The sequence below is a fragment of the Shewanella sp. KT0246 genome, assembly GCF_019654955.1.
GTDB lineage: Bacteria > Pseudomonadota > Gammaproteobacteria > Enterobacterales > Shewanellaceae > Shewanella > Shewanella goraebulensis.
The window spans coordinates 48,247-65,190 of the sequence record NZ_BPEV01000005.1; the positions used below are offsets into that span (position 1 = coordinate 48,247).

14 protein-coding genes are annotated in these 16,944 nt (G+C 40.9%); 4 read left to right on the plus strand and 10 right to left on the minus strand.

Annotated elements, in window-relative coordinates; genetic code table 11:
• Nucleotide 1: 1 nt before the first annotated feature.
• A complete protein-coding gene (locus tag K5Q58_RS03725) occupies nt 2-856 on the minus strand; it encodes a mannosyl-3-phosphoglycerate phosphatase (protein WP_220752531.1) in 855 nt (284 codons plus the stop codon).
• Nucleotides 857-1,412: 556 nt separating this feature from the next.
• Between K5Q58_RS03725 and K5Q58_RS03730 the strand changes: the two genes are divergently transcribed.
• Complete coding sequence (locus tag K5Q58_RS03730; protein WP_220752532.1) at nt 1,413-2,618, plus strand: BamA/TamA family outer membrane protein; 1,206 nt, start codon at nt 1,413-1,415, stop codon at nt 2,616-2,618.
• 19 nt (nt 2,619-2,637) lie between these two features.
• On the opposite strand, the gene K5Q58_RS03735 is transcribed toward K5Q58_RS03730, so the two are convergent.
• The 3 genes from K5Q58_RS03735 to K5Q58_RS03745 all read right to left on the minus strand — a co-directional run bounded on the left by K5Q58_RS03735 (nt 2,638) and on the right by K5Q58_RS03745 (nt 6,133).
• A complete protein-coding gene (locus K5Q58_RS03735) occupies nt 2,638-4,518 on the minus strand; it encodes a GGDEF domain-containing protein (protein ID WP_220752533.1) in 1,881 nt (626 codons plus the stop codon).
• A 139-nt stretch (nt 4,519-4,657) separates the two neighbouring features.
• Entirely contained in the window at nt 4,658-5,074 is a 417-nt protein-coding gene (locus K5Q58_RS03740) for a MarR family winged helix-turn-helix transcriptional regulator (protein ID WP_220752534.1), read from the minus strand.
• Nucleotides 5,075-5,077: 3 nt separating this feature from the next.
• Entirely contained in the window at nt 5,078-6,133 is a 1,056-nt protein-coding gene (locus tag K5Q58_RS03745; RefSeq protein WP_259651220.1) for a cation diffusion facilitator family transporter, read from the minus strand.
• Nucleotides 6,134-6,554: 421 nt separating this feature from the next.
• Here K5Q58_RS03745 and K5Q58_RS03750 point away from each other — a divergent pair, with 421 nt between their 5' ends.
• The 3 genes from K5Q58_RS03750 (at nt 6,555) to sigZ (ending at nt 8,693) form a co-directional block, all read left to right on the plus strand.
• A complete protein-coding gene (locus tag K5Q58_RS03750) occupies nt 6,555-7,109 on the plus strand; it encodes a TMEM165/GDT1 family protein (RefSeq protein ID WP_220752535.1) in 555 nt (184 codons plus the stop codon).
• A gap of 150 nt (nt 7,110-7,259) precedes the next feature.
• Nucleotides 7,260-7,958 carry a glutathione S-transferase family protein gene (locus K5Q58_RS03755; protein ID WP_220752536.1) on the plus strand — a complete coding sequence of 233 codons (699 nt, stop codon included), beginning with the start codon at nt 7,260-7,262 and terminating at the stop codon, nt 7,956-7,958.
• Between the two features lie 162 nt (nt 7,959-8,120).
• A complete protein-coding gene (gene sigZ / locus K5Q58_RS03760; RefSeq protein ID WP_259651221.1) occupies nt 8,121-8,693 on the plus strand; it encodes an RNA polymerase sigma factor SigZ in 573 nt (190 codons plus the stop codon).
• Nucleotides 8,694-8,782: 89 nt separating this feature from the next.
• Here sigZ and K5Q58_RS03765 read toward each other — a convergent pair whose 3' ends face one another.
• From K5Q58_RS03765 to K5Q58_RS03790, 6 genes are all read right to left on the minus strand, one after another.
• Nucleotides 8,783-9,028 (minus strand): hypothetical protein, encoded by a 246-nt coding sequence (locus tag K5Q58_RS03765; protein WP_220752537.1) that lies wholly within the window; start codon nt 9,026-9,028, stop codon nt 8,783-8,785.
• 188 nt (nt 9,029-9,216) lie between these two features.
• Entirely contained in the window at nt 9,217-12,393 is a 3,177-nt protein-coding gene (locus K5Q58_RS03770; protein WP_220752538.1) for an efflux RND transporter permease subunit, read from the minus strand.
• On the minus strand, nt 12,393-13,655 hold the full coding sequence (locus tag K5Q58_RS03775; protein WP_259651222.1) for an efflux RND transporter periplasmic adaptor subunit: 1,263 nt from the start codon (nt 13,653-13,655) through the stop codon (nt 12,393-12,395). The genes K5Q58_RS03770 and K5Q58_RS03775 overlap by 1 nt, the downstream gene beginning before the upstream one ends.
• 4 nt (nt 13,656-13,659) lie before the next feature.
• On the minus strand, nt 13,660-15,042 hold the full coding sequence (locus K5Q58_RS03780) for a TolC family protein (RefSeq protein WP_220752540.1): 1,383 nt from the start codon (nt 15,040-15,042) through the stop codon (nt 13,660-13,662).
• A gap of 534 nt (nt 15,043-15,576) precedes the next feature.
• Entirely contained in the window at nt 15,577-15,930 is a 354-nt protein-coding gene (locus tag K5Q58_RS03785) for a hypothetical protein (RefSeq protein ID WP_220752541.1), read from the minus strand.
• 131 nt (nt 15,931-16,061) lie between these two features.
• The gene (locus K5Q58_RS03790; protein WP_220752542.1) at nt 16,062-16,937 is read right to left on the minus strand and encodes a LysR family transcriptional regulator; all 876 of its coding nucleotides are present in this window, start codon (nt 16,935-16,937) and stop codon (nt 16,062-16,064) included.
• Nucleotides 16,938-16,944: the final 7 nt, after the last annotated feature.

The window sequence follows — 16,944 nt, forward strand, 5'->3', positions numbered from 1 at the left end:
GTTATGCCTCCTCAAGCGTAAATGATGATGTTGGTGCCGATGATTCTAGTAACAAAGCCTGCAAGCATTCAGCCCAACCTTTAGGGCCGTATTGCTGGCTTTGCATGGTTTTATTGGCAGTCTTAATTTTTGGGAAAGTATGTGTCGGAGATTTAATTTGAATCGCCACATCGGCAGCTTCTAACATGGCACTGTCGTTACCACTGTCACCCAGTGCAATGGTTTGCACACTGGTTTGATAAACATCGGCATAAACTTGGGCTAACCAGTCCATGGCACGGCCTTTATCAGTATGCCCACCCACATGTAAAAAACGGCCACCCTGCAACATATTGGCTCCTAGACTGTTCATATGTTTAATGAAGGCTTGCTTACGGTCGATATCTGCCGTCCACAATAACGGTTCTGAATAATGTCTTACGAGGGCTAAAGTGGCTTTATCTTCCGATAAATCAGTCAGTTCACATAGGTCTTGAGATGTTAATGTCGAAAAACCAATATAGTCACTAGCAAACTCATCAGCCTTGGCGTCGAGTAGCTGTAACCAATGCTCGCGGGGTTCGCAAAACTCTTTTACCCAGTAATAACCTTGCGTAAACGTATCTGCTGGTTGGCTGTCGAAATAACCGATAGGGATATACACCACTGCACCATTTTCAGAAATGAATGGTGAATTAAAACCAATGGTTTGTTGAATTTTCTCCATTTCAGCAAAAGTTTTACTGGTATTAGCAATAATGGGAATTTGCTTTTCTATTAGCGCTTCTATCACGCCAATTGCACTGGAGAAGCTGTAATCATAATGATCCAGTAAAGTACCATCCATATCGGTAAAAATAAGCGGTTTTGTCATCATGTGCTTTCCCTTCCATTTCACGCATCACTTGCTGATGAACTTAAACGTTACAGGGAACATGCCAGCTTATCTAAGCTTGCACTACAATGGTTCAATACTTAATGTTAGATGTTGATTTTAAATGTTAAAATAATTATTCCAATTGCATTTTTTGTATATTTGAAATATCAATTCAAACACTGACATGCTGACTTTTAACTCACCCATCGCACCAATAAGGTGCAACAAACATCAAAACATGCTTTTAAAACAAACAGAGCAACTGTGATATCTCAATAAAGTAACGGCAATAGAAAACAGTGAAACACTGTTCGCCTCTGAGTACTTTTATTAACTAAGAGGATTTGATCCTGCAAAGGTGAGTTCGTTAAATTACATTCATCGAGTAAATTCTATCTCGCCTTAGGGCATTAGTCGGCAACGGGAGTACTTATCGCCAATATAAGTACACTTCACCACTCCAAGGGTTCCCGTTGCCGCTTTTTTTATTGTGAGATGGCTTCCCTAATCACTTTGATCACTGCACTGACAACAAATCGATCTCAGGTATACATTCATGTTCAAAAAAATAGTCTTATCATCATTGATGCTGAGTGGTTCTGCCTTTGCAGGCACCGATAGCAGCTTCTATGATCCTGTTGATGGCAAATTTGATATGGGTAATTACCTAGCAGAAAATGCGTATGGTTTTCTACCTGTACCAGTAATCATTACCGAGCCCGCTGTCGGTTTCGGTGGCGGTATTGCAGGATTATTTTTGCATGAATCTGAGGAAGAAAAAGCCCACAGACAAGAAAAGGCCATGGCCTCCTTAGATGGTGGTGCCCAATTAATCCCACCAGCCATGACTGCTGTAGGAGCATTAGCCACTGAAAATGGTTCTTGGTTTGCCTTTGCCGGACACCGCCACTCATGGCAGCAAGATCATATTCGTTATACCGTTATTGGAGGAGCGGGCAAGGTCAATTTTGACCTTTACTCTAACTTAGGCGGCTTACTGCCCGTCGACAAACCTGTCAGTTTTGATACCCAAACCACTGCGGCTTTTGCGAGTCAAAAATTGTTGTTTCGCATTCCTGAAACTCAATTAATGTTGGGTGTAAAACAATTTTGGGCACAATCGAGCATTTCGTCTTCAAACCAAATTGTTGATTGGATTTTCCAGCAAACGCTTGGAGAACATAACACCTCATCAGGTCTTGGTTTAGCCGCTGAATATGATACCCGCGACAATATATTTTACCCTTCTAAAGGCTATTTAGTGTCAGCAGAATACATGAGTTATAACGAGGCGCTTGGTTCAGACTATCTCTATGATAGCTTTGAAATAAGTGGTCAAAGCTTTTGGCCGGTGGCAGAGAAGTGGACATTGGCTGTTGCGGGAAATTACCAAGCTTTTTACGCAAAAGACGATGCGCTACCGCCTACAGTTAAGCCTTATATTGATTTACGCGGGGTGTCATCATATCGCTATCAAGGGGATCAAACTGCCACATTGCAAACACAGGTCATGTATCACCTTAACCATCGTTGGACCTTATCTGGCTTTTACGGCTTGGGTTACACCTATCAAGATAATGCAGTACTAAATTCGTCATCGGTAAACGCGATGACAGAGTCTGCATCAGATGAGCTCATCTCTGCATACGGTGTCGGATTTCGCTATCAAATAGCCCGTCGTTACGGCATCCATATGGGGGTTGATATCGCCTTTAGTGAGGAGCAAAGTGCGCTCTACTTTAATGTTGGCAGCGGTTTTTAACCGCTCAATTTTCGGTTATTTAAGCACACTGTTTGGCAAGATAGACTTTATTTTTACCTGAGTATTTAGCTTGATAAAGTGCGTCATCAGCATGTTTACTCAGATCTGCTAATGTCGTTGATACACTATCTAACGTGGCCACACCTAAGCTAATGGTAAATTCAACATCAATGCCATCAAAGTGGAATGACTGGGACGCAATACCGTTACGCAGCCTATCAGAAATAGTAAAGGCTTCATCAAGGTTGGTATTATCCAAAATAATTAAAAACTCTTCGCCGCCAATTCTACCGACTAAGTCAGTCTTTTTAAGCCAACTTCGGGCTCTTTTGGCTGCTGCTTTAATCGCTAAATCACCGATATGATGACCAAAACGATCATTGATCGATTTAAAATTATCAATATCAAAAATAATCACAGAGGCAGGTTGGCGCTTACGGATGGCTCTATCAATAATCTTCTGACCTTTTTGGAAGGTGTAACCGCGATTCGATAAGCCAGTGAGATAATCAGTTTGAGCACGTTCTTTAAGGGTTTTTCTTGAGTGCAATAAAATCAATACTATGCCAAATAACACCACAGCCAGTACTAGAAATAAGGTAAGCCTTAAATCGCTAATTCGTTCTTTATCTTCAACAGCAGCCCAATTTAACTCATTAATAGCAAGGCGATTTTCAAGTAGCTCATTCTCAAATGCTGCGAGTTTAATATTATGATCCAGTGATGTCGTCAGTACTTTACTGTCAATAATGCTCTGATTGTTCTCTCGCTCAATATCAACAACCTGCAAAAATAAATTAGCCGCTTTTACTGGCTCATTTTCTGCTAATGCAATAATGGCATCAGCCTTTAACATCATGTCCTTCATATTGGCTGGAAATTTATCATCCAACCTAAATATTCTTGCCATTTCAGCAGCTTTATTTAAATCACCACTGCGAGTATAGGCAAGCGCGAGATACAAATAGGTGCTAGTGATAAAATACTGTTCTCTGGTGGTATCTTGTAACAAAAGCGCCTTTTCAAGATGAACCGCAGCTTGAGTAAAGTCATAGGTTCTCAGCGCCAATTGACCCGCATTCAGGTGCGAGAAAAACAATAAATCACCTTCACCATTGGCAACTCTTGCTAATTCAAATTGCTGTTGGATACTTTCTTCAGCCTTACCCCAATCACCTAACTTAATTGCTTGGCTTAACATGTTGTGCTGCATGTTAAACATATCTTCAATATCGTTAATGGTTTTCCAGGTTTCATAGGCTATTTTGAAGTTTTCATAACCTCGTTGATGTAATCCAACACGACGATACAAACTGCCAGTGGCATTATAAATCAGAGCCTTACGGTTAACATTGAGATTCTCACTTTTATCCACCACCAGTAAGGCTTCATCAAGTAAATCGATGCCTTTATAGACTGTATCAGGTTCTATGAAACAGAAAGCATTTTGGGTCAGCGTTTTAGCAAGGAGTTCTGAATTGGTGTGTTTGCGGGCATATTCAAGTGCCAGCTTCCTATCAACACAATAGGTTATAGGGTCATTTGATTGAAGATATAGCGCAAAAGAGCGCTCTAAATGGCTATCAATAAGAATGTCTGAAACGGGTAGGTATTTAACCAGCGCAATGCCTTTATCATAACTATTTATCGCTTGATTTAATTGACGGGTCTTTTCGTAAGCTTGACCATAAAGAAAATACACCTGCGCTTGTTCTTCAGGCGAAAAGCCGCTGCTGGTTATATCAAACTTATCCAGCAACACTACAGCTTCAGCAGGACTGACTTTGGCCACTGTTTTTTGCAATTCTAATAGGGTCTCTTTAGCAAATCCGCTAGCGCTGAGTACAAAAAGGCAGCCGAATAGGCAAATACGCCACCTTTTCACCAATAATATGTCCATATAAAACCTCAACATCATAGCCCTTTTGTAGTATATCTTTTTCAGGGTAACACAGTATTTCATCAAGGTTAAAATATTGATTTAAAGGTATATTTGTTACCTTTAGTTACATATATAACAATGCTTCAAAAATTTAGTACTAAAACTCTTGATTCATTTTTTGTAAACATGACAACAGTACTTTGGCTTCTTCAATATCAATATGGCGAGTGAGATCGCCCATTAAATCAAGGTGTAGTTGATGATGTTGATGGTGAATATCTAACCCAGATGAGGTTAATTGCACCACAATTGCACGGCCATCTTCTGGATGAGGAGTTCGCTCCATCAGCCCTAAGTTCACTAATTTATCCACCTGCACAGTAAGCGTTCCTGTGGTGATACCGAGTTTTTGTGCTAATTCCTTCATTCTGAGCGCGCCGAATGTTCCCAGCACTTCGATGGTATGAGTCTGCGCAAGACTATAGCCTGTTTCTTTAACAACAGACTGCTCCCAAGAAGACATCTTGTCGTAAAACTCAATAATCGTTTGATTTAATAACTCAGTATTTGGCATGGATTAACTCATTGGGTGAACTTCAATTGTTAGATGATGAATTTTATCAAATTGACTCAATAAGTTCTTATATTCAGCAATAGAAAAATCAGCCTGTTTTGCAACTAAGGTTAGCGCTGCCGAATAATGATGACCGCTAATTTTCCAAACATGCATATCTTTAATATCAGCATAAGGCTTTAATACGTCAGCTATCTGCTGTTTATATTGCGAATCAATACTCTCATCCAATAGCACAGGGCTAGTTTGTTTCATTAAACCTAAAGTCCATTTGGTTATTACAATCGCACCAACCATACCCATCACAGCATCGAGCCAATGCCAGCCATAAAACTTACCAAAAACAAGCGCGATAATCGCTAATACAGATGTTAATGCATCGGCTAACACGTGCATATAGGCAGCACGCAAATTATGATCATGATGCTTTTCACCTGACTTGTGTTCGTGCTGTTGATGCTCATGTTGATGATCTTTACTATGCTCATTATGTTCATGTGCATGATCGTGAAAATGGCCGTGCGAATGCTTTTGTGAAGAGACGTGTGAGTGATCGTGAGAATGGCCATGTGAGTGACTGTGTGAAGGGCCATGCGAATGATCGTGATCATGATGATGGTGCTCGCCCAATAAGAAAATACTGGCAACATTCACAGCCAAGCCAATAAAGGCCACCATAATGGCTTCGTTAAAATGAATGGTTTGCGGATTAAGCAGCCGATGAATGGATTCAACCATCATCAATAACGCCACCACACCCAAAACAATCGCGCTGGTGTAGCCACCTAATACACTAACCTTACCCGCTCCGAACGAAAACTTATCAGAATCAGCATGCTTTCGCGCATAGCGATAGGCAAATAAAGTGATACAAAACGCTGCTGCATGGGTTCCCATATGCCAACCATCAGCTAGCAAGGCCATCGAGCCATATACTGTGCCAGCAATGATCTCAACAACCATGGCGGTCACAGTTAATATTAATACGTAGAGTGTTCTCTTTTCGCCAGCACTTTGCTGAGGACAAAAGTCGTGTTGATGTTCGGTAGTAAATCGCACGCGGCACCTTTAGTTTGATTATCAAAGCATTTAAATAAAATACCTTGATAATCAAACTAAATCAATTTCATTGAAGGTTTTTTTGTTCTCAATCAATTATTCAGTAAAAATTTACACTGTAAATCACACGAGCTCAGTCAATAACCCTCGCGAGTTCATCATTGCTGATATTCGGTTAAGCTTGAAATCAATCCTGACAATCTTTACAATGCCGCTGTCTTTGGGGAGTAACTTGCCACTCATTTAAACAGCCTTTAAATAAGTCGGTTTGTTCGTCAACATAATTGATGCACATCATCATGGCGTTCAAGACTCAGTGCCAACTGAGTTTAGTGAGACCATAGACAATGATCACAACCCGAGGTGGGGAGTGAGCATTGTCTTAGGTTAATCACAATCCCCACCTCCAAAAGAGAACCCTGTGAGCGTTTTAGCCATATCCATTACCACTGTCGCCTTGGCCGAAATTGGTGATAAAACCCAACTGTTATCTTTACTGCTAGCTAGCCGCTACCGTAAACCTATTCCTATTATTGCCGCCATATTCTTAGCCACGATTGCCAATCATGCTTTAGCAGCATATTTAGGTGTGGTGATTGCCGATTACCTTTCTCCTCAGCTATTAACTTGGGTATTAGCAATCAGCTTTTTAGCCATGGCAGCGTGGATACTGGTTCCTGATAAGCTTGATGATGATGAAAAAATCTCCAACAGAGGCCCCTTTGTTGCCAGCTTTATTGCCTTTTTCATTGCCGAAATTGGCGATAAAACCCAAATAGCCACCTCCATTCTTGGCGCTCAATACGCTGATGCTTTAGCCATGGTGGTGATAGGCACCACTATCGGCATGCTGCTCGCTAATGTGCCAGTTGTGATTATCGGAAAACTGTCTGCAGACAAGTTGCCATTAGCATTAATACGCAGAATTACAGCAGGTTTGTTTGTTCTGTTGGCTGCGGCAGCAATGTTAGCTTAAAACCAGTAAGTAATTGATATAAAGCTATTAACTAGATTTAAATTGATAATTTTTTGAGTAGAAGATAAAAAATTCGTCTTTTTTTATCTGCCTTCGTCTTATGAGTAATTAAACAATTAAATTTGCGTTCATCGTAAGAAGGCTCAATCCATGATTAAAATTATCAGTTTCAAAATTTGCCCTTTTGTTCAGCGTGTAACAGCTGCATTAGCGGCTAAAAATATCGCTTATGAAATCGAATACATCAGCTTAAGTGACAAACCACAATGGTTTTTAGATATCTCACCCAACGGTCAAGTGCCTGTGATGGTGACAGACAATGGCACCGCATTGTTTGAGTCTGATGCGATTATTGAATACATCGAAGATGAATATGGTCCGCTTGAGCAAAACGTTACCAATGAGCAACGCGCATTAGATCGTGCATGGAGTTACTTAGGTTCTAAGCATTACTTGGCACAATGTGGCGCGATGAGCAGCAAAGATAAAGCGACCTTAGAAACTCGATTTAATAAATTGTACAAAGCATTCCAAAAAGCTGAAGAACAGCTTACTGGCAGCACCCAGTTTTTTAAATCTGATGCATTAAGTAACGTCGATTTAGCTTGGCTACCACTACTTCACCGTGCTGATATTATTAAGCAAAAGTCGGGCTATGACATGCTCTGTGGTTTACCTAAAATGCAAGCATGGCAACAAGCTATCATGGCAATAGGTTTAGTTGAAAAAACAGTATCGAGTGACTTTGTAGAGAAATTTTCAGGCTTTTACTTAACCAATACCTATTTGGCTGAAGGTAAAAATATTGTGCAAACGGGTTGCAGTGGTAGTGCGAGTTGCTGCGGTTAAATCGCTTTTAAAGTAGCTATTCAGGTTACTAAGCAAGAAACTGCAGGCGTTATACATCCTGATAATTCAGCGCTACACTGGATAATGACAACACACGAACTGATCTAAGTATGCTTAGATCAGTTTTTGCGTTCTGAGAAAACAAACATCATAGGAAACACGATGACAACATCAACAGCTATAAGCATTGAAACTATTTGGGCTGAATATCGCACTAGCCTTAAGGCATTTTTGACTAAAAATGTCTCAAATCATGCTGATGTTGATGATTTACTGCAAGAAATCCTAATCAAAAGCTATAACAGCTTAGACAAAATCCAAGACACTAAAAAGCTTAAATCTTGGCTATTTCAAATAGCTAATCACACCATCATCGATTTTTATCGTAAGCGTGCTAGAAACCAAACAAGCGAATTACAAGATCAACATGACTGGGCTTTAGAAGAAAGCGAAGATATTTTTGAACAAATGACTGATTGTATTACGCCCTTTATTAATGGCCTACCACCAGAAGAAGCGGAGTTGCTGACTGCAGTTGAGCTAAATGGTGTCGCCCAAAAAGCCTATGCTGCTCAACAAGATATTAAATACTCGACCTTAAAGTCGCGAGTGCAAAAAAGCCGTCAGTCTCTATACAGCTTATTTAATCAATGTTGTGATTTTCACCTTGATGCCAAAGGTAATCTCGTTTCTTATACCCGTAAAATCGGTAAAGATTGCGGCGGTAAGTGTTAGTGGTTATTAAATTATTAAAGACTGTTTATTATCAAAGAATGCTTACTATTAAATATTGCTTAGCATTTCGATAAATCAGCCTGTTTTAGCTAACCATTTCTCATGCCTACTAGTCGGCCAAAGAAATTAGATAAGCCCACAGTCTTACGAACTCTTTCTGCCCAGATGGCACCGAGCACAAAACCGACAAGCGCCATCATAGGCACGGTGAACTCTCCCATTTGCCCTTCACTGCTATAAACAAGTATTAAGCCAAGCATGGTAAAAAATAGCGTTGGGGACATGGCAACAGAAAGCCATAACAGCAGGTGAACGAATTGAGCGACAAACTTCATTATAATCCCTTAATGATGCGTTAATCCTTTAATATTAGTATTTTAAGCTATTTTTAAGTTCTAGTCTATCTTAAAGAGTGACGCGTATATCCGCTAAGTTAAGTTTTGGAAAGTCTCATTTAAACAGCTGGTTATTAATATTTCAAACAACCAGCTGTAATAAAAATCCCTTTTAGATGCCTCGTTAACTAACTTGCCTTAGTCGGCTCATTAATAGCAGATTCATTCACAAACGGAACTGGCGCGAAACTGTCGCCGTAATCTTTATCAAACTCCGCTTCATCGACTTTAACGCCCTTAATACGCTCTACCACCATGTAATTAACCGGCACCAGAATAAGCGTAATAAACGTAGCGAAAATAATACCAAAGCCCAGTGATATCGCCATTGGGACTAAAAACTGTGCTTGAGTTGAACGCTCTAGCAATAGCGGCATTAAGCCAATAAAGGTGGTTAAACTAGTCAGCATCACTGGTCTAAAACGTTTTGCCCCTGCCGTGAGTACTGCTTCCACCAGCGCCATACCTTCTGCGCGTTTTTTATTGATAAAATCAACCAAGACTAGCGAGTCATTCACCACTACCCCCACTAACGCCAACATACCCAAAATACTGAATATCGTTAGTGCAGAACCCATTATCCAATGGCCCATCACAGCACCAATTAAACCAAATGGGATCACGCTCATGACAATCAAGGGTTGTATGTAAGACTTAAATGGAATCGCCAATAAGCTGTAAATCATAAATGTGACAAACACTAAGCCCCATTGTAATGAACCAAAGCTTTCACTTTGCTCTCTAGCCTCACCTTCTAATGAATGACGTACGCCAGGATACTGCGCCACTAACCCATCAAGATAAATTTTTAAATCAGCCTGTAAGACCGTCATATTGGTATTGTCTTTGTCCACATCGGCCGTGACATTTAACACTCGATAACGGTCAATACGCTTGATGGTCGATGGACTCTTACCCGAGGTCATTTTTGCCACATGCCCAAGTGGTACTTGGGAACCATCACTGGTACTGATCAATACTTTTTCAAGATCGGCCAACGACTGACGCTCATCAAGTGGCAAACGTACCATGACCCGAATATCATCACGCCCTCGCTGAATACGTTGCACTTGAGAGCCAAAGTAGAAACTACGGATCTGATTAGTCACTTCTTCACGGGTCAAGCCCAGCGCTTTACCTTGCTCAGTCAGTTCAATCAGTAATTCTTCTTTACCGTTTGATAAGCTATCGGAAATATCAAACACCGTTGGGTAATTAGCTAAATGGATTTTGACTTGATCTGCAATCTCCCTAAGTGTATCCAATGAGTTTGCACTTAACTGCACATCAATAGGGTCGGAGCTACGGCCAATTTCAGCACGATATGTCACTGACTCAGCACCTGGGACATCACCCACCATACGCCGCCATTCCGCTAACAGTTGCCCTGAGGTAATATCCGACTCACGTTTTTCTGGTGGAGTAATTTCAAAACGCACACTACCAGCGTTAGACGTACCACCACGACCGCCAGTGGTCGCAAGAATATTCAAAATAATGCTTTCGTTAGTGGTTTCATCAATATACTTATCCTGCAAAACCTTGGCTTTAGCGGCGATATCAATAATGTATTGGTTGGTCACCTCAAATGGCGTGCCCGCTGGCATGGTAAGGCTTAAGCGCACCGTTTCACTTGGGATACGTGGGAAGAAAGTAAACTTAGTCCAGCCCGTCATCAACAGGGCAAAAATAATAAACAACACACCCGTAAATAAGCTTAACGTAGCGGCTTTATTTTTTAATGCCACCCGTAAAAATGGCTGATAAAACTTAATAATCGCCTTTTCAAAACCATCAGCAAAATTTTGCTGCATTTTCTCAAAACGATTTTGCTTTTGATTTTCGTGACGCAGCTTTATGTGCTTAAGGTGAGCTGGCAGTACAAACTTAGATTCAATGAGTGAAAATAGCAGAACAGGGATCACCACAATGGCAATTTGGGCAAATATCGCCCCACGATTTCCCTCAATAAACAGCATAGGTAAAAAGGCGGTGACTGTGGTTAAAATACCAAAGGTCACTGGTGCAGCCACTTCTTTAGCCCCGTTAATTGCCGCTATTTCACCGTTAGGTGCGGTTTTTAAATGACTATAGATATTTTCGCCGGTGACAATGGCGTCATCCACCACGATACCCAATACCAAAATAAAACCAAATAAACTCATGACGTTTAGCGATACATTAAAAAACGGCATGAAAATAAATGCGCCCATAAATGATACTGGAATACCAATAAATACCCAGAACGCGATAGAAGGTCGTAAAAATAACGTCAGTAATAGCAGCACTAATATGCCACCTTGCATAGCGCTTCCCACCAGCGTTGAAATACGGTTTTTAACGATTTCTGAATCATCGTCCCAGTAACTTAAACTGTAACCTGCAGGTAAACTGTCTTGGCGTGAGTTGATATAGTTTTTGACTTTATCCGCCACATCAATCGCACTTTGCTGACCAATACGATAAACATCAATAAATGCGGCTTGTTCGCCGTTAAACCGAGTACGCACTGGGGTTTCTTCAAAACCATCAACCACGTTGGCAACATCACTTAAGCGAATGATCGTACCGTCTGTTGCCGTTTTAATGGCAATATTGGCAAACTCATCTTTGTAATACGCTTGGCCTTTTGAGCGAAGCAGAATATCACCGCCTTGGGTTTTTAAGTTACCTGCCGAAATATCCGTACTCGAGCCATTAATAGCACGAGCAATTTCAGTTAAGGTTAATTGGTACTGCTGCAATTTATCCTGTGAGACTTCTAGGGTTACTTCGTAATTTCGCACTCCGCTTAAATCAAGCTGAGTCACCCCTTCAAGGCGCAGCAATTCATCACGCACGACCTCTGCAAACTCTAAGGTTTCTTTTTCGCTATATTTACCGGTAACGGTAACCGCTATAACTTCGCGCTTACGTTGTGCCAGCGCGATAACAGGCTTTTCAGCGTCTGCAGGAAACGTATTAATCGCATCGACGCGGCTTTTAATATCGGCCAATAATTCACGGGGATCATAGCTGCTCTCAACTTCTATGCTGACGTTAGAAGAAGCTTCAGAAGAATTCGAAGTGATCTTTTTTATCCCTTCAAGATCTTGAACCGCTTCTTCAACTCGAATTGTTACCCCTTGTTCAACATCTTCAGGAGTCGCACCGCGCAGCGAAATACTGACAGAAACAATTTCAGAATCCACGCTCGGGAAAACTTCCAGCGGAATACGTGTCGATAACGACCCCAGTCCAATCACCAACAAGAACAACATCAATAAGTTGGCGGCAACATGGTTTCTAGTGAACCAAGCAATCATTATTGCGCCTCCTTAGTTTTAGGGCCTTTTTCACCCTGACGAGGGCCTTTTTCACCCTGACGAGGGCCTTTTGCCATCGCTTCATCTGTCGGGCGATTTTCAGGTCGCGCTCTTTGCGGTTTAGCTGCACCAGAAATTAATACAGGCGTCCCTGAGCTCACTTGACCTAAAGATGTTGTCACTAAATTATCATTGGCTTTAAGCCCTGACGCTATTACGGCATCTTGGCTGTTTTTCCACAAAATAGAGACCTCGGTACGCAGTAATTTTCCATCCTCTACGATGTAAACGTAACTGCCTTGGTAAATCGATTTTGTAGGGATAACAATTGCGCCAGCTAACACCTTTCCTTGAATTTTCGCAGTAAGATATTGACCGATTTTCAATGGCATTTGCTTATGACTTTGGTAGCTAAATGGCTCATCAATTTGCGCAACGACATAAAGCTGCTGCGAGCTATCATCAATCGCACCTTCAGTGCGATCCAGCTGGCCTTGCCAGTTCTGTAAACCAATTAAGTCTGATTCAAATTGCACAGGTGCAATGACCTTTTTACCTTGTTCAGGCAAGTCAACTAAGGCTAAATCTTTATTGTTAATTGGCAGACGAATTTCAACATAATCAGTGGCGTAAATAGTTGCGAGGGTTGCATTGGTTGACACCACACGGCCAACATCGACACTTTTCTCTAAAATGCGACCGTCAAATGGCGCAACAACTTTAGTTCGCTCTAAGGCGAGTAGTGCTTTATCCAATTGCGCTTGATTAGATAGCATTGATGCCTGGGCGGCAGCTAATTGTGGTTTACGTAACACCAACTCTGTTGGTTCACGACCATTACCTAAACGCTTCCAATCAATTAATGCTTGTTCAACTCGGGCCTGCTCTTCTTGTAAGCCTTGCTTGGCTTGTAATAAACCCGCTTGAGCTATCTTCACTTCAGCCAGATAATCTCGGTCGTCTAATTGAACTAAAACTTCGCCTCTTTCAAAGAAACCACCTTCTCGAAAGTTAGAACTAATTGATAGAATCTGCCCGGATGCTTGGGTGACAAGTGAGCTTTGAGTTCGAGGCTTAACCACCCCAAAGCTACTGACTTCAATTTGATAATCTTGCAAATGGATCTGACGAGTTTCGACAGTGACATTACTCGCCGCCTTTTTAGCACCACGCTTAGATGTTGGAGGATTGCTAGTAATGACAAATATCGCGATAACGACAACTGCAATAATGGCGACTGGAACAAGGTATTTTTTATTCATAATATTATTCATCTTGGGTTACACCAGCATCGAGATCGCCACCTAGTGCCAGGTGCAATTGAATACGGTTAGCAATGATTTGATTTTTTAAATTGATCACAGAGGTTTGCGCCACAAACGAGCGAGTTTGCGCATCCAAAACTGTGGTGTAGCTTTCTAGCCCAACTTGATACTGCTCAAATGAAAGTGTTTCGGCTTGCAGTGCATTTTCTTGTGACTTAAGTGTGGCTTGATACTGTTGTTGTAAACTGGCATCTAAACCCAGCGTGTTTTCCACTTGCTCGAATGCAGTAAACAAGGTGCTGAGGTATTGTTGCTCTTGCTGCTTTAAAATCAGCTTTTGCTGCTCAGTTTGCGCTTTTAACCGTCCTGCATTAAAAATCGGTGAGGTTAACCCAGCAAATACAGACCAACTGCTAAAGTCACCATCAAACAGATTATCAAATTCACTGCCACTGCTGCCTACACTGCCGCCTAAGCGCAGCGACGGATAGCGCTGTTTTTGAGTATAAGCGACGGTCGCATCTTGAGATAACAGCTGATACCACGCCCCTTGCAAGGAAGGTTTACGCTTAACGAGCTCGCTCGGAATACCAATTTTTATGCCTTGAGGCAATAATGGTAATTTAGCATCCACCAGCAACTTGGCTGCAGGATAACCGCCCAGTAATCGTTCTAATTGGCGTATATCGGAATTTAACTGATTGCGTTGGCCGAAGAGGTTGGATTGTTCGTTGTAAAAAGCATTTTGAGTTAAATACACATCAAGGGCCGTATTAAGCCCTTGGAAATAACCAGACTCAATAATATCAAAGCTTACTCTGGCATTTTCAGTGCGGCGCTCATATAACTTTACTAGCTCTTGAGACGTTACCACTTGGTAATACGCACTTACTACATCTGCGACAAGGTTATCTCGCGCTTGTTGATAGTTGGCTTGTGCAGTTAATAAATCTAGCTTAGTGGCCTTAGCGTTGTCAGATAACTTACCCCAAATATCAAGCTCATAAGTTAAGTCGAAACTCAGGCTATTGGTGTTAGTTTGGGTGTCATTATCACCATTACGACCAGAGGTTAGCCCGCCAGTTAATTCTGGCCAAAAGTTTGAATCGCTGACAGTCTGAAGCTGCTTTTTGATTTCAACGTCTAACGCTAATTTAATCAAATCTTGATTACGATTTAGCGCAATACTGGCAAGTTCCAATAATTGGTCAGTGGCAATGGCTTCAACCCAAGGCTGATTTTCTTTTAATGCTTGGGCACTGGTGTACCAAGTTTGTGGCAGCTCAGGGGTCACCTGTTTCTCATCCAAATATGACTGACTGGTGCATCCTGCTAAGACACTTAGCGATAAGGCTATTAACGCTACAGTGAAATGTTTGTTCATCGACCAAAATTCCAAAGTGTGATTATTTTTATGTTAATAATTTTAGAGATTTGCAGCAAAAATTCATACTGATATTGTTCAACTTTGCACGGCTTTACAAAACTACAACCTTAACCCATTTACATAACCAGCTATATGCCACAAACAACATATCGACCATATTGAAAATCGATTTAAAAACCACAATTAATACTTATAAAACATAAAATTAAATATAAAAAGCAAAATGACCAGTACTGGAAAACTGATAAAACTAGCTAAGCCAGTTGAGACATACTTGCTTACACTCTCAACCGACAATTTGAAAAATGCAACATAATAGACACTATGTGTTTCAGAATGTGGTCTGAGAATGATTAAAATACGGCTGTGATTGCCTCAAGGCTCACTTTTATATTTAACGGCGCTTTGTGTCCATATGGGTGTAAGCCATAAATATTGTTGATTTTTAGATAATGACTTAGAGATGATTATCTGTAGAAAATATCACAACATAAAAGCTGTAAACAAAAATATACTGACAATCATTCAGCTTCATTTATTTACATAATAATTTTGTTGAACTTGAGAGGGGCTTGGTCTAATGATTAAATTTGCATTCACATCGACGACAGGCAAATTATAGCGTTTGCTCGAAATTCCCTGCGTTTCCATTCTTTGATGTAAATTGCTTGCGACTTCAGGGTCATCAACTACAAAATAATATGGTTCAATACCTTCTTGGCGTAACTTTTTCAATAAACCTTGTGTATGCCCACAAGAGTCTCTTCCATAAACCGCAACGTATGACTCGTTGTATAATGGTGGGAGCTTATCTTTTGGTCCAAAGTCTTGCCACGCTTTATAAGCGCAGAAACCTAAAAGCACATATATTAATAGTTTTTTCAATTGTCCGTTCCTTAGACTTTCACACAAATAATCTTAACGTTAAATGACTCTTTCTAATTCAATGAATTTTAAGCGAAGCAAAAACAAGCAACACCAAATAAAACAATACCTTATTTCCAGATATCTTCCACTTAAAATATTGCTTTAGTCATTACTAGTTGCTTCCTAATCGCCTCAGTGCATACCTTCACATTAAGTGGCACTTTAGAGCCAAACGGATGCAACGCAAACACAGTATTTATAGTTAATTTTCGATTTTTAAACACTTCGACTAATTCTGCTTTTAATTTTGGAAGGTGAAAATCAGGCACAATTCCGATTCCACAGCCAGATTGAATCAGGGCTAAGCAGGTATGAAACGAATTGGTCACACAATGGGCTTTCGCGGTGTATTGCTTGAACTGATGTGCATTTGACTCAAACTGATGAACAATGTTTTTACCCTGCCAAGTGTTGGCAACATACGGCAGTGTATCAATGTCGGCATTCTCTATAATCGACTTACTGCCCACCAAAACATCTCGAAATGATCCAATACGTTTTTGCATCAACATGCTTTGTTCTGATTGGCCAACCCGAATAGCTAAATCAATATCTTCGGATAATAAATCTAAATGTTGATCATGACTGATTAACTCTGGTTCCAGCAATGGATATTGTTTAAGTAAACCACTAATGGCCGGTGTAACTAACGTTTCCATTAATGCATTCGGTGCAGTAATACGCACTCGCCCTTGAGGAGCAAGTTTAGTTTGCTCGACTTCAAACCAAGCGTCACTGGCAATTTGATTCAAAGCTTTGCATTGCTGATAAAACTGCTCACCCGCAGACGTCAAAGACTGTCTGCGCGTTGTTCGCTTTAACAGCACCACATCAAGTTCTGTTTCTAGTGCTTTTAAGTGCTGGCTGATCACTGACTTTGACAGTTCAAGTGAGTCAGCTGCGCCAGTAATTGATCCAGACTCAACAATATGGGCAAACACGGCCATTTGACGAAATCGATTCATTTTATTG

Coding starts and splice junctions, on each gene's coding strand:
- K5Q58_RS03725 (WP_220752531.1), bottom strand. CDS start 856: ATGATGACAAAACCGCTTATTTTTACCGATATGGATGGTACTTTACTG.
- K5Q58_RS03730 (WP_220752532.1), top strand. CDS start 1,413: ATGTTCAAAAAAATAGTCTTATCATCATTGATGCTGAGTGGTTCTGCC.
- K5Q58_RS03735 (WP_220752533.1), bottom strand. CDS start 4,518: ATGGACATATTATTGGTGAAAAGGTGGCGTATTTGCCTATTCGGCTGC.
- K5Q58_RS03740 (WP_220752534.1), bottom strand. CDS start 5,074: ATGCCAAATACTGAGTTATTAAATCAAACGATTATTGAGTTTTACGAC.
- K5Q58_RS03755 (WP_220752536.1), top strand. CDS start 7,260: ATGATTAAAATTATCAGTTTCAAAATTTGCCCTTTTGTTCAGCGTGTA.
- sigZ (WP_259651221.1), top strand. CDS start 8,121: ATGACAACATCAACAGCTATAAGCATTGAAACTATTTGGGCTGAATAT.
- K5Q58_RS03765 (WP_220752537.1), bottom strand. CDS start 9,028: ATGAAGTTTGTCGCTCAATTCGTTCACCTGCTGTTATGGCTTTCTGTT.
- K5Q58_RS03770 (WP_220752538.1), bottom strand. CDS start 12,393: ATGATTGCTTGGTTCACTAGAAACCATGTTGCCGCCAACTTATTGATG.
- K5Q58_RS03775 (WP_259651222.1), bottom strand. CDS start 13,655: ATGAATAAAAAATACCTTGTTCCAGTCGCCATTATTGCAGTTGTCGTT.
- K5Q58_RS03780 (WP_220752540.1), bottom strand. CDS start 15,042: ATGAACAAACATTTCACTGTAGCGTTAATAGCCTTATCGCTAAGTGTC.
- K5Q58_RS03790 (WP_220752542.1), bottom strand. CDS start 16,937: ATGAATCGATTTCGTCAAATGGCCGTGTTTGCCCATATTGTTGAGTCT.